Genomic DNA, 20251 nt, shown 5'->3' with positions numbered 1-20251 from the left:
AAAAATGGCTAAAAATGTATACCAATTTGTAGATGTAGAAAGAATTGATCCTCCGAAGAAGCCCATTATTATGCGCAAAGAGGACTTCGGTGAAATCTATCAACCACTTTCTCAATCTCAAACTGAAGGACAAGCAGATAGATGCTTGGACTGCGGTAACCCTTATTGTGAATGGAAATGTCCAGTTCATAACTATATCCCTCAATGGCTAAAACTAGCCAACGAAGGAAAAATTTTAGAAGCAGCAGAGCTTTCTCATCAGACTAACAGTTTACCGGAAGTCTGTGGTCGAGTTTGTCCACAAGACAGACTTTGTGAGGGTGCATGTACGTTAAACGACGATTTTGGCGCGGTAACTATCGGAAGTATTGAAAAATATATCACCGACACTGCGTTTAAAATGGGTTGGCGACCAGATATGTCAGGTGTGATTAAAACTGACAAAAAAGTTGCCATAGTCGGTGCCGGCCCCGCCGGACTTGCCTGTGCAGACGTACTTGTTCGTAACGGTGTAACACCGGTTGTTTATGACAAATATGAAGAAATCGGTGGACTATTAACCTTCGGAATTCCTTCATTCAAGCTGGAAAAAGACGTGATTAAATTACGTCGTGAAATATTTACCAATATGGGTGTTGAATTCATTTTAAACACTGAAATTGGCAAAGATATTGAATTTCAACAGTTAATGGACGACTACGACGCGGTATTCCTAGGAATGGGAACTTATAACTCCATGAAAGGTGGATTTGAGAACGAAGGTGTTGCGGGTGTGTACGAAGCTCTTCCGTTCCTAATTGCCAATATTAATCGAGTGATGGGGATTGAAAAACAAGCATCAGACTTCATCGACATGAAAGGTAAGAAGGTTGTAGTGTTAGGGGGTGGAGACACCACCATGGACTGCGTACGCACATCTATTCGTCAAGGCGCTAGCTCTGTTACTTGTGCATATCGCCGTGATGAAGAAAGTATGCCAGGCTCTCGCCGTGAAGTGGTTAACGCCAAAGAAGAAGGCGTGCAGTTCCAGTTTAATCTACAACCTTTGGATATCGCAGTAGACGAATCAGGCAAAGCCTGTGGTGTGAAGCTGGTGAAAACAGAAATGGGTGAACCCGATGCACAAGGGCGTAGACGTCCTGTTGTGGTTGAAGGTTCTGAACACGTATTAGAAGCCGATGCGGTTATTATTGCCTTTGGTTTCCAACCTAGTCCTGCCAATTGGTTTGCCGATTATGGCATTATATTGGATGAAAAAGGCCGTGTTCGTGCGCCCGCTAAAGGTCGCTACCCGTTCCAAACATCAAATCCAAAGATATTCTCTGGTGGTGATATGGTACGTGGTTCTGATTTGGTGGTTACCGCCATTGATGAAGGCCGTAAAGCAGCCGATGGCATCATGGATTATCTAGGTGTGTAATTTGTTTTAATTAACATCTAAATGAAGCAAAACAAAAAAGGGCCAAAAGGCCCTTTTTTATTGATTTTAGAAATAGCGTTTATTTTATCCAATACATCATTTGCGAAGTGGACAGCATAAACTCTAGTTTCTGATCTGTGCCTAAGCGCACCTTTAAACCATGTGAACTAGGTTGTCCGATTAACCCAGGACTACTCCACCGAATTTTTCCTTGTGACGATAGCTTTTTAATCTGATACAGATATTCCTCTGGAAAAATATTATTATTTATTCGTTTAGATGTTGTGACAAATATATCCTGGTTTGTCTCTGAGGTTGGGTCTATCGCAAGATCATAAACTTCACTATCGACTTTATTACGGGCAACTTCTGTAAACCTATTATCGTTTAACTCATACACCACTAAAGTTTGAGAATAGGATGAATATTGTTCTGCTTGCAAACATGCCAGTTCCAATTCTTCATCACTATCAAAATTGAACAATTCTATTCTCATACAAGATTCGTCAATGAAAGACTGCTCTGAAAAGAAGCTACCATTGGTTGTTAGAAACGACATCTTGTCACCAAATGAAACTAGGACTACCCCTGTATCATTAATGCTAGTAGCAACGAAGTCCCGAATAGAATGATCAAATGTATAATTCGCTATTATCGATTGATTTTGCACATCTACCGCTTTCAAAGCTTGCCCATCGACGTACACAGCATCGTCAAACCCATCGTCATTTAGATCTTTAGCGCGAATGATACCAATATCAGAATTGTAATCACCGGCTATCTGCCAGATAGTGCTGTAATCAGAAAGTTGAATAACAGAGAGTGCGCCATCGTATAACTCGGTGCTTGGTAAAAATATGTCACCAAAACCATCGTTATTAAAGTCAGTAGTAACCGCATAACGATTATTACTCCAATTAGAAGAAATCTCGTCACTCAACAAAAACTCGCCGCTTTCATGCAAAGACAAAACACGTCCTCCACCATAACCATTCGACGTTGATGGTACGAAAAACACCGCTTTTTCATCATTATCTTCAATATTCGACCAGCCAGCACTGCTAAAGTAATCCAACTGCACTGCACCGGAAGTGTCTTTAACGGTAAGGCTCTCTCCATCAATATCCGCTACTACAAAGATGTTCTGTCCTGAGTGGGTAATACCTGTTCCCCAGTGCAGTTCTAGCTGTCCATCGTTGTCAGAATCACCACTGACAAGAGAGCTAGAGCCATGATCTTGGGAATCAACTTCCCACAATTTAGAGAGGTCATTATCGATCAAATTGTAAACCGTAATATTGCCCCATTGGCAATCACCAACAACAAGCTCATCTATCCCATCATTGTTTAAATCTTCACTTAATAAAGTGCAGGTATTAAAGTTGTCAAAGCTATACAACTGAGTTTTATCTACCGCCGAATACAGACTTATATTCCCCCAGTTATCCGCGCCAGCAATTTCAGCAATACCATCGCCGTCAAAATCACCGGTGGTAAGATGACTATCTCCGAATTTAGTGCTGTTTAGCCACTGATTTTGCCAAGTAATTGCATCATAAACACGGCCGTTATTTGTCACTAACTCCAAATTACTGTCAGCGTCGACGTTGGCAAATTCAATTTGTTTTGCAGAGTCCAAATTAGTAGTGAAAAGTGTGACATCAGGATTATTTAACGACACCACATGCAATTGAACTGTATCTGAATAAGTACTTTGTGCACTAAGAAATGCGATTTCTAGCGTTCCGTCACCATCGATATCAATTACCGACGCAAAATGCAGGTAGTCAGTTGTTTCAAACAAAATGCTAGCCTGCTGATCGAGCCCATTAATTACGCTCACCCCTTGTTCAGTAATAACAACAATTTCTTGTTGGGCATCATCATCCAAATTTGCTTTAAGCACCTGGACAATTCGTCCATCAGTAGGCAACTTATAGGGGTATACCCATTTTTGTTGATATTTTTGTTCATTAAATTCAAGCAAGAAAAGGCTATAAAGATTATCAGTTGATAGAATTTCATTTTTGGTGTCGCCATCAAAGTCGGCTATTTGTATGGATTTACTATTAGTGGGGACGGTTATGCCTGAACGAGCTAACGGCATATCTACCTCGGCCGACACTTCAATTGGCACAACTATCCCTTCGGGCGTTGTCTCGTCATCATTCGGCAGTGAGAAAGTAAAATCATAAAATTGTTGTGAGAATGAGAAATCGCTAGGGACATGCCAAGTGACCTGTCCAGCGGTATCAATAACCGCACCTTCAGGACCAACAAGTAGGTTAGCCGCAGCTTCATCAACACCTAGATCAGGGTCATATGCGGTAACGTTAAATTTCACCACATCACCTGCTCGAATATTTTCCGGCACGTCACTTACGCGCAATTCAGCTGGAGCATCTTGAATGTAAATTTCTATTCCCACGCCTTCGATGCTATTGACTCCGTCCGAGACAACCATCGCAGCTTTAACGATATCACCATAAACAGCTAGATATGGAGGGAAGGTGTCAGCGGTTTGCTCACTGACGAGAATGTTATTGATGTACCAACGGTAACTAAGCGTTAAATCCTCGCTGCTATTGTCTGGATCATTGTAAAATCCCGGAGAAAGGTTAATTGCAGTAGTCGTGGTTATTTCGTCGTAATTATTCAGATAAGGTCTATCTACAGTGGGAGGAATTGACATCATCTCCACTGAGACTAATGTTTTAGCAGTGACTGACCCGTACAACAATTCGCTGACATTACTAAAATAAGTACCAATATCGTAAGTACCGTCAGAATCAGTATCTTCCAAATAACGAATAAAATTGCTGCTCAGGTCTGAACCAAAGTCGAAGGCAACCAACTTGTCGGCTTCTAGCAATACGCTGCCAGAACTAAGAAAAGGTGGGGTGCCGACAGCGTCTTCCAAACTAAATGCTATTTTACCTTCTTCACCTATGAATAGTTCCCCGGTTAAATCAAATGAATCTTGGTAGTCGACAGTGACAACTTCTAATTGAGCATCCAGTAATAATTGCTGGTCATCGATAATAAACAGGACATGTTGATGATTTTCTAGGCTGTAATTTTGGTCATTATCATATTGCGAAGAGTAAAAATCTGAATACCCGGTTAACTTGATAGATTGCTCATCAAAAGTCCAACCTAAATTATCGAAGTAATAGGTTATATCGACCTCTGTTTCGGTCAATGTTTGAATACTTAAAGCAATACTACCGGTAATTGGAAAACCATTATCAACGTCATTACAATTAGTATAGGTAATGGCCAAGTTCCCTTGATAAGCACTATTCAATTTTCCTTTATACTTAGCTGTACCTTGGTAATCACAGGCAAATGTAATATCAATATTGCCGTTGCCATCCATTTGATCCGTGAAATTATCATCAGCAATGAACGGAGTTTCAGTGGCATCATCATCAAATAAGTACTTAAAAGCCCGTTGGGCAACGTCAAGGTTGATACTTGCAACGTTTTTTTGGCCGATATATCGAGAGCCCATTAACTCGGTAGCAGCACTTTTTAATTCAGTTGCTGAATAATCTGTCGCATTAGCAATAACTTGGGTAGGTGTGGGCGTATTATTAGTGGGTCCACCTCCTCCTCCAGAGTTGGAAGAATTGCCCCCATCTCCACCTCCGCCACCACCACAGGCGGACAGAGCTAAAAAGCTAATCAACAAAAAAGACGAGCGACACGATAGCAGCATAATTTTTCCTTAAAAACACTTCACACAGCATTAAACGGTGAAGATGCAGCACGCATTCCCTTACATTTACGCTGATTAAAATCCATCAAAATAGTAAATCAATAATAATATTAACACTAGTGATTATTAGTTAAGCCTATTCTTCCTTAGCAATTTGTCTCAGTGCTTGTTCAAACACATCCACTGGTTGGCCGCCACTAATAAGGTGTTTATTATTAACGATGACGGCGGGCACCGAATGTATACCGGCTTGCTGGTAGTGGGCTTGAGCCGTTCTAACATCTTGTTCGAACTTATCGCTATTTAAAATTGCCGATGCTTTTTCACGATCTAAACCAACTTGTTCAGCCACCTCTAACAATTGTTGATGGTCACTTGGATTACCTGATTGTTTGAAGTACAGATCGAACAGCGCTAGTTTTAATTCTGTTTGTTTTCCGTACTCTTGCGCCCAATGGAGTAAACGATGAGCGTCAAAGGTATTGAAGATACGTCCCCCTCCCCGATTGCCGAACTCATAACCCACATCGAGACCTCGTTGTTTAATGGCTTCTCGATTTTGCTCTGCCTGCTCCATACTGATGCCATATTTTTGGGTGATATGCTCACCAATTTCCTGACCTTCTGGCGGCATTTGCGGATTAAGTTCAAATGGCTGCCAATCAATATTAACGGTTATCTCTGTTGCTAGATTTTCAATCGCTTGGGAAAGTGCTTTATAACCTATAATGCACCAAGGGCATGATACGTCTGAGACTATGTCTATCTGCATATTTTTCAAATTTTTGATCCTTAATAAAATAAATTGCTGGGTGAGATTTAGGAATGACTATGATGGTGACCACGAAGTTTGGCTGCACATTTGCGGCAGGTGAAGGCCGTCGTGTCAATGCTTAACAACAAAATCACCGCAAAGCCTAATCCCCAAATAATCGCTAATGGGCTTAGCGGTACTGTAAAATTAAAGCTTTGGAAAGCTTCTAACCTGAGTTGTTCGTCTGCATCTTGCACTAGATGCCATGCCTGTTTAAGGGGATGTTGAGACATAGCGGTATACTCGGCCTCTAACAGTTCAACGCGCTGGTAAATAGAGCTGATACTAATAGCATCCTGCTTAAATACAGGATCGTTACTTTCATTATAATAGGCGATGAGTTTTTTTATATTGCCACTAAAATACCTATCAGCAGTGAATTGAAAGCCCGCAAGGTTTTGTTTAGCTTCGAGTAAATGGGCTTCAACGCGCTGTTGATATTGCTGCATAAAACCGGGAGCTTGAACACCGAGCAGCACACCACTAGCGAACAGAAAGAGCCGTAGGTAATCTGCAAATTGTCGTACTAACCATCTGATCATACTGACTTACTCAATTGTATACGTTAAAAAAAGTCAATCGTCTTGCTCCCACCCCCGCCAACTTCTATAGTGTGACAAGATGTTTGTATATGACAGGTAAAAAGCAGTGAAGTTTAGTTTAACCTTAAAAAGGCTCCCAATGATTGCAGTTTTCTCTGCTCTGGCGTTATTTTCAATAGAGAGTCAAGCTCAGGACAATGCAACGGCAGAAATGACATCACAATCTTGTCCGCAAGAATTTTACTCATTGCCCTTATTTCCAAACCCAAAAATGTGTCAAGTGTTCGCACCTGAACTCCCCGCTAGTCTGACCTATCATGCCGCAACGGATCAACAAAGTGCACAAAACTTTTATATTCAAAAATTGGGAAAAGCTGAACAAATTAAAACACTCAAAGGCCGCATTCTAATGCAGTATGATAGCGCCAAAAAAATCATAATCCTTTCCAAAGATGGAGCCGGAACACAAGTCGATGTGCTAGTGAAATCCTAGTACCCGGCACTTATCCACAACCACAATTCGTCCACTTGCACGTCAACATATTGGTTTTCTAGATAATTTATACACCCGCACGCTACCTTGTGGCACTGTCTTTGCTATTTCCAATTGAAATCTACAGGTTTGATGATAATTCGACGAAAGCGTCAAATTTTTGTCTCTTTTTTGAGGAAAGGTCTTATGGAACTAGCCATTATTTTAATGATGATGTTGATCATTGTAGCAATAGCTGCGCTTAAATTGAGTGACGGTGGTTTATCATTTCCGTTTAAACGAAAAACATCTTTACTCACGCAAACTGAACTCAGTTTTTTAGATTTAATTGAAAGTGCCATGGGTCAGCGATATCGGGTGCTGTGCAGAACAAGGTTGTCTGAAATTGTTTCGTTGCGTCAAAATACTGACAAACGAGCAGCCAAAAACGCACTGCTCAAAGCATCCAGTCGTCAATTAGATTTTGTACTTTGTAACAAATCCGACATGAGTCCCGTCATGGCAATTGACTTAGTGCGTGACGGTGGCAAAGATGGCTACAAAACCCAGCGAGATTGGTATGTCACTAGTGCTTTGGATGCCGCCCGAATTCCTCACTTACGCATTAAAGTAAAAGCAGGTTACAGCAAGGCAGAAATAAAAGAATGTATCGATGCAAAACTTGCCCCACTGCAACGGAAAACACCAAAGCCTGTAATGCCTGGAACTAACAATCCAGATAATCCCCGTGCAGATAAACCGAAAAGACCAATGCGTTCCACTCGTCCAGTGGCGGCCTAGTGAATATCAACGCGCTGAACAGTTAATTTAAACGCCCTTTGTTTGAAAAATCGACAAAGGGCTTTTTTCTAAGCAAAAAATCATCATCTTTTCACATAATGTTGCCGCAAACCTCGCAATTTGAGCCCGTAAATATTAAAATCCGCGCAAATTCATCCAACTAAAAATATCATGAAAATAGCAATCTTAGGCGCTATGGATCAAGAAGTAGCGTTACTAAAAGAGACGCTTGAAAACGTAGAAGTATCTGAATACGCTCACCTTAATTTTTATGCTGGTAAGTTACACGGCGTCGATGTAGTAGTCGTAAAATGCGGAATTGGTAAAGTCGCTGCATCCGTAGCCACGACAATATTAATTGATAGGTTCGCTCCTGATTTTGTGGTAAATACCGGTTCTGCAGGCGGTTTTGACACAGATCTTAGTATTGGTGATCTGGTAATAGGTACTAGTGTTCAGCATCACGATGTAGATCTCACTCACTTTGGTTATGAACGTGGGCAAGTATACGGTATGCCAGCCATCTTCCCCTGTGACCAACGTTTAATCGAAGCAGCAGAACATGCGGCTAAAGACGTGGTGCATGTTAAAAGTAAGCGCGGGTTAATTTGTACCGGTGACTCCTTCATTGGTTGTGATGACGCAGCGACGCGACTTCGAGGTTTATTTCCTGACATGCGTGCAGTTGAAATGGAAGGAGCTGCGATAGGCCAGACGTGCTATATGCTAGATACGCCTTTTGTAGTGATACGCTCGCTATCAGACATCGCAGGACAGACGTCCTCCGTTTCGTTTAAATCATATATTGACCAAGCAGCTAAGAATTCTGCAGAACTGGTAATGAGTATGATTGCAGAAATGGCTCAACAGCAGATATAACCCATTATGATGGCTATTTATGAAGCCCTACAGCAATCCGGTTTTTTACCTTTATTGGTAATAATAACCGCATTGATACTGGAGTGGCTCATACCCTGGCCCGAAAAAGCTCATCCTTTGACACTATTGCGGCTAATGGCACTAAACCTGGCCGCAAGAGTGAACCCCAATGCCCCAAGAAGTGCTGCCCAGCAACGTATTTCTGGGAGTCTGGCGATCATAGTGCTGTTAGCTCCGATATTAGTGATCATTTCTATCCCGTTATTTCTTGCCGAATACCCATTATTTTTCGATACCCTAATGTTAATTGTGGCGATTCAATTTCAACCTGTACGACGCCATTTTAAAGGCGTGCAAAAAGCGTTGAAATCGGAAAAGAAAAATCTCGCAAGGCACCATTTAAATGGGCTTGTGCTTCGAGAAACCAACACACTAACACCAATGGGTATTGCTAAAGCGGCAATTGAATCCCTAAATCAACGATTCATCTACCAACAATTCGCTATTATCTTTTGGTATTTATTGGCAGGAGGATTAGCAGCGTTGGTCATTCGCATGTTGTATGAGTTAAACCAAATTTGGAACATGAAACTTGTTAAAAACCGCCAGTTTGGTTTGCCCATCGCTTTGTTAACCCAATTATTGTTGTTTGTACCACAAGTTATTTTTGCTTTGGTTTTTTCGATTGGCACTGGCTTTGTAGGCGCTTACAAAGGGTTTAAGGGTGTGTCGCAAAAACAATTTTTTAATAGTTATATTAAAGCCATCATTGGTGGTGGTTTGGGGGTTCAACTAGGGGGCCCTGCAATTTATCAAAATATCAAAATACGTTCACAACGCGTAGGCGCCAGCCGAGAAGTTCGCTATGCCGATTTGCAACGAAGTTGGCAATCCATGTATCAGACGTTATTTATATTTTTAACATTAATAGCGTTAGTCTTGGCAGTCACTTATAAATTATTTTAAGTGATCTTTTCTATACTTCCTTTTCTATAATGTTAACTAGCACAAATTAATAAGTTGTAGTTTAATTGAACAGTTAACAAAAAAGCATACACTGTAGTTATCGTATTCTAGAAACGATATATCTTTCACCTTTGTAAAATCGGAAGTTTATATGAATCAAGAAAATCATGTCATGGTCACCGGCGATTATAAAGTCGCCGACAACAATCTAGCTGATTGGGGACGTAAAGAACTCACTATTGCAGAAAGTGAAATGCCTGCACTGATGAAGATTCGTGAAAAGTATCGTGCTTCACAACCGTTGAAAGGAGCCAATATTCTAGGTTGTATTCACATGACGATTCAAACCGGTGTATTAATCGAAACCTTAGTAGATTTAGGCGCGAATGTCCGTTGGTCTTCATGCAATATATTTTCTACTCAAGATCAAGCTGCCGCAGCAATTGTAGCTGCTGGAGTGCCAGTTTATGCTTGGAAAGGTGAAACCGAAGAAGAATACGAATGGTGTCTTGAGCAAACCATATTAAAAGATGGTCAGCCATGGGATGCTAATATGGTTTTAGATGACGGCGGCGATCTCACACAAATGCTGCATGACAAATACCCTCAGGTGCTAAACAATGTGCACGGCATCACTGAAGAAACCACTACAGGTGTGCACCGTCTATTAGAAATGTTAGAAGCTGGCACGCTCAAAGTGCCTGCTATAAACGTAAATGATTCAGTAACCAAATCCAAAAATGATAATAAATACGGCTGTCGTCATAGTCTCAATGATGCCATAAAACGTGCAATCGACCATTTGATGGCCGGTAAAAAAGCACTGGTAATCGGCTATGGTGACGTTGGAAAAGGCTCTGCCCAGTCACTCCGTCAAGAGGGTATGATAGTGCGCGTTGCGGAAATTGACCCGATTTGTGCAATGCAAGCCTGCATGGACGGTTTTGAGTTAGTCTCACCCTATATTGATGGCAACAATAGTGGCAAGATCGAAGACATCAACACAGCCTTATTGAGTAATGTAGATTTAGTGGTAACTACCACTGGCAACGTCAACGTATGTGATTCAAATATTCTTAAATCTTTAAAATCCGGCGCTGTGGTATGTAATATTGGTCATTTTGACAATGAAATCGATACCGCTTTTATGCGTAAAAATTGGCGCTGGGACGAAATTAAACCTCAGGTTCATAAAGTCTTTAGAAGTGATGATGAACAAGATCATTTGTTATTACTATCCGAAGGCAGATTAGTCAATTTAGGTAATGCGACTGGGCATCCATCACGTATTATGGACGGCTCTTTTGCGAACCAAGTTTTAGCCCAAATCCTGTTGTTCGAGCAAGGTTATGCCAATCTTGATGATGTGAAAAAGGCCGAATTGCTGCGAGTAGAAGTGCTGCCAAAACATCTTGATGAAGAAGTTGCTCGTTATATGGTGGAAGGTTTCGGTGGCGTGATCACCAAATTAACCCGGCAACAAGCAGATTATATCAATGTACCTCTGCATGGTCCTTTCAAAACCGATGCCTATCGCTATTAAACCTTATTAAATACGATTTTTATCGGTTCCTAGATAACTGACTGTCATTTGCGACACCAAATAATGGTCGGTTATTAACCTACTTTAGTCTAATTGCATAGATACTCTGTTTGAAAATTCGCGCTAAGTGCTATTATTAACCTAGTATAATCTGAACTTAGAACCAGAAGTGAAATGATGACTGAATACTCAGGAAGAGATAGGTTTGCCAGTTACACATTGTCTTATAGTGACAAAATTCTTACGGGTGTAGTTACCGGACCAATAGGATTCCAATTGGCCACTCAGTACGATCGAGATTTGACTAAAATATTACAAACTATCCCAGATAAATACTTTGGATATGTCGGTGATTTCTCGGCTTGTCAAGCATATACCGACGATGCAACGAGCGTCGTTCATATAACTCATCAAAAGACTGAACAAGCAGGCTGCGTGGTTGACGCCTACTGCGTAGGCACAGCATTATCTACCGAGCAGCTTCGTCGCATTCGCAGCGCGGCGAAAAATCCAGCATCATTAGATGAAAGGGTTTATGAAAATTACCAACAATGCGTCAGTTTTGTTCACTCAGTTTTACAACAAATAGAGTCCTCCATTGAACCTAATGCATAATCAACAAATTCAATTTTGTCCTTTAGACCCTTCACATTTCGAGCGCGTTCTAAATTTGGCCAATCATGTTCATGGAGCTAATTATCTTAATCAAAACGCGATAGAAACTTTATACAAGCAGTCTTTCGCAAATAATATAAATGCGAGCTTTGTGTCACTAATTGGAGACGAATTAATCGGTTTTAGACTGACAATAGCGGCCAACAACTGGATTCCAGATAAATGGTGTACGCCAGAGCGATGGGGAGTGCCTGTAGAGCAAGTTTGTTATTTTAAGTGTAATACCGTTAACGACAAGTACCGCGGAGCAGGTATCGGCTCTAAATTACTTTCATTGTCGATTAAAAAAGCACAACAACAAGGTGCATTGGCTGGTCTGGCACATATCTGGCTAGCAAGCCCTGGGAATAGCGCATTTCGGTATTTTTCCAAATGCGGAGGAAAGTTGGTAAAGCAGCATCCAGGGAAATGGCAATCTTCCAGTATTGAAGACGACTATGTTTGTCCGGTTTGCAAAGACCTCTGTGAATGCGTCGCCGCTGAAATGCTTTTGAAGTTCTAATATTTATCCCTTGAAGTTTCTAACGCATAAAGGCAATTAAATTTATCGGTCTTAGAATGCACGAGCTCCCTAATTAAAATGAAACTCAATCTTTATAAACGACATATACAATAGGCACTTAATAGAATATGTATGATCCTATCGTTGAGCCATATCCAAAATCTCATCAACAATATCCCGATTCATATTGGGCTAAAAGTATCGAAAAATTTCCAGAAACAACGTCATTAGTTAATGATATACAAGCTGATATCGCCATCATAGGCGCCGGATATACAGGCCTTTCCTCTGCTTACCATCTAGCTAAAAAGTATGGCAAGTCTGTGGTCGTAATTGAAGCCAACGATCCTGGTTGGGGTTGCAGCGGGCGTAATGCCGGTTTCGTGCTGCCAGGAACTGGCCGATTATCACTGCTTGATATGGAACAAAAATGGGGCAGAGAGACAGCTCAAAGTGTTTTCCAAGAATATATGGAGTCGATTGACACTGTTAACGACTTTATCGAGCAAGGTAATATTGATTGTGATAAAACTCCTGGCGGTTACCTTAAACTTGCCCATAAACGCGCAAAAGTAGAAGGGTTAAGAAAGCAAGCTGAAAAATTAAGTGAGCGCTACGGTGAATCAGTCAAGTTCGTTTGCAGTCAGGAAGTAAATAACGCGTTTTTAAAAAGTGCCAATATGTTCGGTGGTATCTATTTTGATAAGAGTTTTGCAGTCAATCCAATGAAATTGGTGCTCGGCTATTATCAAATGGCAACAGAAGCTGGAGTTAAGGTTTTTTCTAATTCACCGGTGATTAATTGGCAGCAAAAAACCAATCATCATTGCCTATATACTCAAAACGGCCGAGTAACCGCGGAAAAAGTTATTATTGCCACTAATGGTTATACGGGCTCAAAGATGCATCCGTTAATCGCAAACCGTCACTTCCCAGTGCTCTCTAGCATCATTGTGACACGGCCTCTTAAAATTTCCGAATTGGCGACCATCCAGCTCAAGGCAGGTTTAATGGCAATGGATACACGCCGTATGAAATACTATTATCGATTGCTACCGGATAATCGAATCTTATTCGGCGGTAGAGGCGCGATAAATGGCAAAAAAGCCAACAACCCAATCAATAAAAAGCGGCTCGCCCAAGGCCTTAAAAATACTTTCCCAGTGTTAGATAAAATAGATATCGATCATTTTTGGAGTGGTTGGGTCAGTGCGAGTTGCGACAATTACCCAAGAATTAATCATAGTGAGGATAAGAGCATCCATTACTCGATGGGATACTGCGGTTCGGGATTGGCTTTTTCGACGCTGGCAGGCAAACGTCTTGCGCAAAACATCTGTGAGCCTGAAAGCTTACCAAACTTACCATTTTGGCAGTCGCAATTACCCAAGTTTCCATTTTCTCAATTTCGGCGTGTTGGGCTTAGCGCTTATTACGCGTTAGCTTCACTACGAGATTAACCCCCTAGTGATAAGGCGTTCGCCTTGTCACATCGCCAATTTATTGCAAGGCAACCCTCGCCTTTCAAATATGCTGTTGTCTCTAAAAAAATAATGCGCAAACATTGCTGTATGCGCATTATTCGAAACCTAGCATAGTTGTTAAACTTGACAAGGATTAGCCTAGTTTTATCTTTGCAAATTTACGTTTACCAACTTGATAAACCGCTTCGCTACTATTGGCGATTAACAAACGTGTATCCTCGACCTTTTCACCGTCTATTTTTACCGCGCCTTGTTTTATCATGCGCATAGCTTCTGAAGTTGAGCCAACCAAGTTTGCTTCTTTTAATAGATTAGCAATAGGCATTCCTTCACCTTCTGGAACCACTTCAATTTCAGGAATATCATCGGGAATCGCATTTTTTTGGAAACGCTGGATGAAATCCTGATGAGCTCCTTCAGCAGCTTGCTCTGAATGAAAACGCGCAATAATTTCTTTTGCTAATTCAATTTTAATATCTCGAGGATTTGCGCCACTTTCCACTGTTTGTTTAAGTTGCGTTATTTCCTCGATCGGTCTGAAGCTAAGTAAATCAAAATAGCGCCACATCAGTTCATCAGAAATAGACATTATCTTACCGAACATTTCATTCGGTGCATCGGTTATACCAATGTAATTCCCCAAAGACTTAGACATTTTCTGAACACCATCGAGACCTTCTAAAAGCGGCATCATCAGCACAGTTTGTTGTGACTGACCTTCGGCTTTTTGTAGTTCCCGCCCCATCAACAAATTAAATCGTTGATCTGTACCACCTAGTTCCACATCCGCTTCCAACGCCACTGAGTCCCAACCTTGAACCAATGGATATAGAAATTCATGGATTGCGATAGCTTGGCCATTATTATAACGCTTTTTAAAATCGTCTCTTTCCAACATACGAGCTACGGTTTGTCTAGCGGCTAGTTTGATCAAACCTGCTGCGCCAAGATTATCCATCCACTCTGAATTAAAGCGAACCTTAGTCTTTTCAGGATCAAGAATTTTAAAGACTTGCTCTTTATAGGTTTCGGCGTTCGCAATAATATCTTCACGGCTCAACGGTTTTCTGGTTACATTTTTTCCCGTAGGGTCTCCAATCATGCCTGTAAAGTCACCAATCAAAAATATGATTTCGTGTCCAAGAGACTGAAAAGTGCGCAGTTTGTTAAGTAATACTGTGTGCCCTAGGTGCAAATCCGGTGCTGTGGGATCAAAGCCAGCTTTGATTTTTAAAGGTTTACCCTCTTTTAACTTGGCAATGAGTTCTTCTTCGATCAAAATTTCGTCCGCGCCGCGCTTAATCTCACGAATTGCGTCCTGCCAATTTGTCATTTTGCTACCTCAATTTTCACACATTAGTTTTTTATCAGCCGCGCATTTTACCCATGCAGAGTCGATTGTGAAAGGAATTCTGTATATTTTTATATAATCATGTATCCTGTAACATGCTCACTTAACTGGTTATTATTTAACCTGAAACTAGAAAATTAACTTAAATCGTTATATTCTCAACTTAGCTAACTAATTCAGAGATTTTCGTTACAGTGGTACAAAGAACTTTAAAACGCTTACCAACCAAACACAAAGCCTTATTATCTGGCTTTGCGTTATTTTTCTTACTCTTGTTGTTCATCCCGACTGAATCCGCTAAAGCATCCAAAAACAGTCAAATATTAGAAGTTGGCAAAAGGTACGAAGTACCGCTTACTATCAACTCTCAACAACAGTTAACAGAAGCTTTGGATGAAGAACCTTTGCAGTGGCAATCTTTCACTGTTGCTAAAGGTGATAACTTAGCCAAGATATTTAAGCGCGCCAAGCTTACTCCGCAGGAAACCTACTATGTTAGTAATGCCGGCGATGACGCAAAAAAATTACTCAAAATTCGACCTGGTCAAAGCTTACAATTACTAATTGATGAGCAAGGAAAACTTGAATCGTTAAGTTATGAGCTATCTTCAACTCAAACCTTATATATCAAACGTCAAGAACAGAATAGTTTTGCAAGTAATATCGAAACTAAACAGTTGGATACTCGTTTCAACTACGCCCAAGGCGAAATAGAAAATAATTTCTGGAATGCTGCCGTAAAAGCTAATTTATCAGAAAAGCACATTATGAGCTTAGCTGGCATTTTTGGTTGGGATATCGATTTCGCGTTGGGATTGCGTGAAGGTGATAGTTTTAATGTGGTATTTGAAGAACACTTTATCGACGGTGAATTTGTTGAAAGTGGTAAAATAGTTGCAGCTGAGTTTATTAATCAAGGTCAATCATTTACCGCAATACTATATGATGACGGCAATTATTACACACCGGAAGGACGCAGCATGCGCAAGAGCTTTTTGCGTGCTCCAGTGAACTTCAAATACATCAGTTCAAGCTTTAAGAAAAGACGTTTTCATCCAGTTCAAAAACGCTGGAAGGCCCATAGAGGCGTTGATTACGCAGCAAACACGGGAACGCCAGTCATTGCAGCGGGTGATGGTAAAGTTATTCGATCAACCTATGATAAATACAACGGCAACCATGTGTTTATCCAGCACGGCGAAAAATATGTGACTAAATACTTACATTTTTCTAAACGAGCTGTGAAAAATGGCCAAACTGTTAAACAAGGACAGGTTATTGGTTATGTAGGTTCAACAGGATTAGCCTCAGGTCCGCATTTGCATTATGAATTTTTAGTCGACGGAGTTCATAGAAACCCACGTACAGTGACTTTGCCTAAAGCTCAGCCGATAGCAAAATCTGAAGCACCTCTATTTGCAAAAATTGCAGAACAACGAGTGAATCAACTTAACAATACAAAACGAATTATGCTTGCAATGAACCGTTAGCATTAGGAGCATTATGTCAAACCTTTATGTAGGCTTGATGTCTGGCACCAGTATGGATGGTGTTGATGTAGCGATTGTAGATTTTTCGAAAATTAAACCCTCTATCATAGATTGTAAAACCTATGACTATCCTCCTGCATTAGTGCGCACTTTGAATTCATTGTGCGCTTCCTCGGGCAATGAGTTAGTGGCTATGGGACATGCTGATCGCGAAGTTGCTGAGGTCTTCGCCCATGCTGTTAATGACATTCTATTGAAGAATGAAATATCAGCATCCAAAATCGCCGCAATTGGTTCCCACGGACAAACAATTCGACACCACCCATGTGGCAACAATGGATTTACCCTACAAATTGGCGATCCGAATACCATAGCAGTATTGACGGGTATTGATGTAATTGCAGATTTTAGGCGCAAAGACATCGCCTTAGGCGGCCAAGGAGCTCCATTAACACCGGCATTTCACCAAGCGATATTCCGTCACTCACATCATTCAAGAGTGATCCTAAATATTGGTGGTATTGCTAATATCACTCATATTCCTAGTGATGCACAACAATCAGTCTTAGGTTTTGATACCGGTCCAGGAAACACACTAATGGATGCTTGGTGTCAAAAACATCTCAGTCTACCTTACGATGCAAATGGCGCTTGGGCGGCCAAAGGAAGTCACGACGCGCAACTTTTAAAGAAGCTACTTAATGAACCTTTTTTCACTTTACCGGCACCCAAAAGCACTGGCAGGGAATTATTCCATTTAGCTTGGTTAGAGCAACACCTTGCGGATTATCCCAAAAGCGTTTCCAAAGAATGTGTGCAAACCACACTTGCCATGTTGACCGCATGCTCAATAGCACAACAAATCAACCAACTTGAGGGTGTTGAAGAAGTTTTTGTCTGTGGTGGTGGTGCGAGCAATGATTTTTTGATGGAATGTTTAGAAAACGAACTTGTTGAGTGCGACTTGCGTACAACCGATGACCTTGGGGTTTCCCCCGACAGCGTAGAAGCGATTGCGTTTGCTTGGTTAGCCTATGCATTTAATCTTGACATGCCAGGGAATTTACCTTCAGTAACCGGTGCTAGTCGTCCAGCGGTGTTAGGCGCTTATTTTCCCGCCCATTAGGTTAGTAAAAATGCATAAAAAACCCTTAACTAAATTGAAATTATAACGTGAAAAATCCACAACGAGCGCTAGATAAAATAGACTTAGAGATCTTAGCAACCATGTATGCAGATCCCAGTTTAAGTAATAAGGGCATCGCCGCGAAAGTTAAGTTAGCGCCTTCTTCAAGTCTGGAAAGAGTTAAAAAATTACAGTCTGATGGCATTATCGAAAACTTGAGTATGCAAGTTAACTTGAACGCCCTAGGAGGGCATATTCAAGCAATGATTTCGGTACGCTTAAAGGATCACAATCGCGCAACAGTAGACAACTTTCAAACATCACTATTACCAATGGCCGAAGTGTTAAATATATTTCATATGGGCGGTGAAAATGACTTTTTTGTACATGTGGCGGTAACTGATTCCATTCATCTCAGAGACTTTGTGTTCAATGCAATTACTGCCCGAAAAGAAGTTAGCCATGTGGAAACTGCGCTGGTATACGAGCATCAAATAAGCCACACCCTACCTAACTTCAAATAGCGAAAAGTAACGCCGTTTATAGGGTTACTATTTGCGCTTTAAAACTCACCTTAGTGTATGCTTATTTGGCCATTTCTTGATGTACTAATCCATGCATTTTAGGTCCTGAACCATAATGTTGCTGACAAACTTGCATACATATTTCCATATACAATTTATCAATTTCTTCTAGGCTCATAAATTGCTGGCTAAAATTCGCAATACAGGGATCAATATGCAATTTTGCGCTATTGATTAAATGAGCCATTAACTGTTTAACGTTATCGGTTCCCATTGCAATACGCATGGTAGTAGGGTGAATCCCACCTTTTTGTTGTTCTGCAGTTGATAGCTCAGAGTGTGAGGTTAAAGCTGGACATAAGATAATCGTATTATTTTGTCCAATACTTACCTGATGACTAAAAGCCGGTTCCAATGCGTCAAAGAAGCGAACAAATGCCTCTCGGGTTAACCCCGCCTTTTCAAGATCGATGGTGAATAATGCACAGGGCCAACCATGCCGCATTTGGTTCTTTCGTAATTCAGCATTGGGGTGGTTTGGTAATGCGTGACTATTTACATTAAATAAAGGATGGGCCTCTAAGAATCGACTAAATACTTGGGTATTTATCACCTTATTCATTATTCGTTGCTCAAGTGTTTTCATACCACTTAAGACATCAAAAGCTTTTTCCGAATCAAGAAAAGCCCCTTTAATGTAATATACATCCCAAAACATTGTACGCGACCAATCAACACCATTGACACAGCTTCCCTTAGGTTGAAACATTCGAAATCCTTCGCCGATAACTACACCTGCTGTAGTTGCTCCCGTTCCACATATGTCTTTGGTATAACTGTGTACTACATAATCTGGTCTTTTAGATTTATCTTTTTGCTGCAATGGCTGATGTAAAATGGGCGTAGCCAAGGTTGCATCTAGCATTACTAAATGATTTTCTCTATGGGCAATTTCGCAGATGCCTGCCACATCCAATACGTAACCATGAGGGTTACATGGTGATTCCAAATACACATGTAGGTTTTGTGTTTTTAAGCTAATTTTATGTTTGCTTTTAACCTGCTTAATAAAATCAGAAAACTCTTCTGCACTGTAACCATCAAACCACTCTAACTGAATATTCATTCTATTTTCACGGGCAAAATAGTCGTGTAAAAGCTGGTAAACACCGCCATATACATTGCGCGAAACAATTAATATATCCGAGTGGGAAAGTACATTTGAAAGTAAAGCGTCAATCGCAGCCATGCCAGAGTTGAAATTCCATGCCAAGTAATCAGCTGAATAAGGGCCTGCTTCTAAATCAACAATCGCATTAGCTAAAGAGATATTGGTAGGATTGAGTAATCTTGAGTATATTTGGTGAGTAAATTCTTTACCGTGAAAAGCATCATCGACCCATTCAGTGCACGCGTAAACGTAAGTTGCAGTGCGCACGATCACTGGTGTAGCAGAAAATAATGCTGGAATATTGTCAAACAATGGGTAGTGACTTTTAGACACCTGTGAGCCAGATTGTTGAGTCATGCTCTGATAAGTTGCCCTAAAAGGATTCTGCAGAGTGTCGAGTATTTTCGCAATTTGGAATGAAAGAAACTTCTTCGCATTAAAATAAGCCAACTTGTTTTCTTTGCTTAAACCATCCAAAGTCTCATTGGTTATTGTCCAAAGTCTATTAACATCAAGTTGGGCTAAGTAAAGATGTTTGGCTGTAGCAAACAATGCTTTACCATACTCAGAGTGAGGCTCAATTCCGAAATGTGCCAACTGCTCTTGTGCAAGTTCATCAATACTAACAGCCTCTGTAGTATTACGTCTTGGAGAAAGTAATTTAGCTTGGTTTACTTGTTGCTCATTTTCCATAAGGTTACTCTGCATTCAGTTGTTACTAAAATGTATAATATTTTGTTAAAAACAATATTAAGCAATTAAATAAGCAA

General features: G+C 40.7%; 17 protein-coding genes. 12 read left to right on the top strand and 5 right to left on the bottom strand.

Translation table 11 applies throughout. The annotated features are described in order from the left end of the window. Positions 1-4 precede the first annotated feature (4 nt). Positions 5-1420 carry an FAD-dependent oxidoreductase gene (locus VUI23_RS03230; RefSeq protein WP_216049714.1) on the top strand — a complete coding sequence of 472 codons (1416 nt, stop codon included), beginning with the start codon at positions 5-7 and terminating at the stop codon, positions 1418-1420. 79 nt (positions 1421-1499) lie between these two features. Here VUI23_RS03230 and VUI23_RS03225 read toward each other — a convergent pair whose 3' ends face one another. From VUI23_RS03225 to VUI23_RS03215, 3 genes are all read right to left on the bottom strand, one after another. Continuing rightward, entirely contained in the window at positions 1500-5141 is a 3642-nt protein-coding gene (locus VUI23_RS03225; protein WP_342806796.1) for a VCBS repeat-containing protein, read from the bottom strand. A 136-nt stretch (positions 5142-5277) separates the two neighbouring features. Continuing rightward, positions 5278-5913, bottom strand: a complete 636-nt coding sequence (locus tag VUI23_RS03220) for a DsbA family oxidoreductase (protein WP_216049746.1) — start codon at positions 5911-5913, stop codon at positions 5278-5280. Between the two features lie 47 nt (positions 5914-5960). Then, the gene (locus tag VUI23_RS03215) at positions 5961-6497 is read right to left on the bottom strand and encodes a DUF2937 family protein (protein ID WP_342806794.1); all 537 of its coding nucleotides are present in this window, start codon (positions 6495-6497) and stop codon (positions 5961-5963) included. 106 nt (positions 6498-6603) lie between these two features. Here VUI23_RS03215 and VUI23_RS03210 point away from each other — a divergent pair, with 106 nt between their 5' ends. The 8 genes from VUI23_RS03210 (at position 6604) to VUI23_RS03175 (ending at position 13795) form a co-directional block, all read left to right on the top strand. Continuing rightward, entirely contained in the window at positions 6604-6990 is a 387-nt protein-coding gene (locus tag VUI23_RS03210; RefSeq protein ID WP_342806792.1) for a hypothetical protein, read from the top strand. A gap of 186 nt (positions 6991-7176) precedes the next feature. Continuing rightward, the gene (locus tag VUI23_RS03205) at positions 7177-7770 is read left to right on the top strand and encodes a DUF2726 domain-containing protein (protein WP_216049710.1); all 594 of its coding nucleotides are present in this window, start codon (positions 7177-7179) and stop codon (positions 7768-7770) included. A 171-nt stretch (positions 7771-7941) separates the two neighbouring features. After that, the gene (locus VUI23_RS03200) at positions 7942-8649 is read left to right on the top strand and encodes a 5'-methylthioadenosine/adenosylhomocysteine nucleosidase (RefSeq protein WP_216049709.1); all 708 of its coding nucleotides are present in this window, start codon (positions 7942-7944) and stop codon (positions 8647-8649) included. 6 nt (positions 8650-8655) lie between these two features. Beyond that, positions 8656-9615, top strand: a complete 960-nt coding sequence (locus VUI23_RS03195; protein ID WP_342806790.1) for a cobalamin biosynthesis protein — start codon at positions 8656-8658, stop codon at positions 9613-9615. 151 nt (positions 9616-9766) lie between these two features. Beyond that, complete coding sequence (gene ahcY / locus VUI23_RS03190) at positions 9767-11158, top strand: adenosylhomocysteinase (protein WP_342806788.1); 1392 nt, start codon at positions 9767-9769, stop codon at positions 11156-11158. A gap of 174 nt (positions 11159-11332) precedes the next feature. Next, positions 11333-11773: a hypothetical protein gene (locus VUI23_RS03185; protein ID WP_216049706.1), complete on the top strand. Its 441-nt coding sequence runs from the start codon at positions 11333-11335 to the stop codon at positions 11771-11773. Further along, positions 11766-12335, top strand: coding sequence for a GNAT family N-acetyltransferase (locus VUI23_RS03180; RefSeq protein ID WP_216049705.1), 570 nt, complete (start codon positions 11766-11768; stop codon positions 12333-12335). The genes VUI23_RS03185 and VUI23_RS03180 overlap by 8 nt, the downstream gene beginning before the upstream one ends. Before the next feature lie 128 nt (positions 12336-12463). Beyond that, positions 12464-13795, top strand: a complete 1332-nt coding sequence (locus VUI23_RS03175; RefSeq protein WP_342806786.1) for an FAD-binding oxidoreductase — start codon at positions 12464-12466, stop codon at positions 13793-13795. A gap of 157 nt (positions 13796-13952) precedes the next feature. Here the strand turns inward: VUI23_RS03175 and tyrS are convergent, their stop codons facing one another. Further along, positions 13953-15152: a tyrosine--tRNA ligase gene (gene tyrS / locus VUI23_RS03170; RefSeq protein ID WP_216049703.1), complete on the bottom strand. Its 1200-nt coding sequence runs from the start codon at positions 15150-15152 to the stop codon at positions 13953-13955. Positions 15153-15364: 212 nt separating this feature from the next. Between tyrS and VUI23_RS03165 the strand changes: the two genes are divergently transcribed. Genes VUI23_RS03165 through VUI23_RS03155 form a run of 3 tightly spaced genes read left to right on the top strand, consistent with a single transcriptional unit; the run spans position 15365 to position 18310 of the window. Continuing rightward, positions 15365-16660: a peptidoglycan DD-metalloendopeptidase family protein gene (locus VUI23_RS03165; RefSeq protein ID WP_216049702.1), complete on the top strand. Its 1296-nt coding sequence runs from the start codon at positions 15365-15367 to the stop codon at positions 16658-16660. A gap of 13 nt (positions 16661-16673) precedes the next feature. Next, positions 16674-17786, top strand: a complete 1113-nt coding sequence (locus tag VUI23_RS03160) for an anhydro-N-acetylmuramic acid kinase (protein ID WP_303501221.1) — start codon at positions 16674-16676, stop codon at positions 17784-17786. A 47-nt stretch (positions 17787-17833) separates the two neighbouring features. Further along, positions 17834-18310, top strand: coding sequence for an Lrp/AsnC family transcriptional regulator (locus tag VUI23_RS03155; protein ID WP_342806784.1), 477 nt, complete (start codon positions 17834-17836; stop codon positions 18308-18310). Between the two features lie 61 nt (positions 18311-18371). Here the strand turns inward: VUI23_RS03155 and VUI23_RS03150 are convergent, their stop codons facing one another. Further along, positions 18372-20174, bottom strand: a complete 1803-nt coding sequence (locus tag VUI23_RS03150; protein WP_216049745.1) for a PLP-dependent transferase — start codon at positions 20172-20174, stop codon at positions 18372-18374. Positions 20175-20251: the final 77 nt, after the last annotated feature.

Source organism: Alteromonas sp. M12, assembly GCF_037478005.1.
Taxonomy (GTDB): domain Bacteria; phylum Pseudomonadota; class Gammaproteobacteria; order Enterobacterales; family Alteromonadaceae; genus Aliiglaciecola; species Aliiglaciecola lipolytica_A.
The sequence above is the reverse complement of the archived record's forward strand: the minus strand, read 5'-3'. Positions and strand labels throughout refer to the sequence as shown.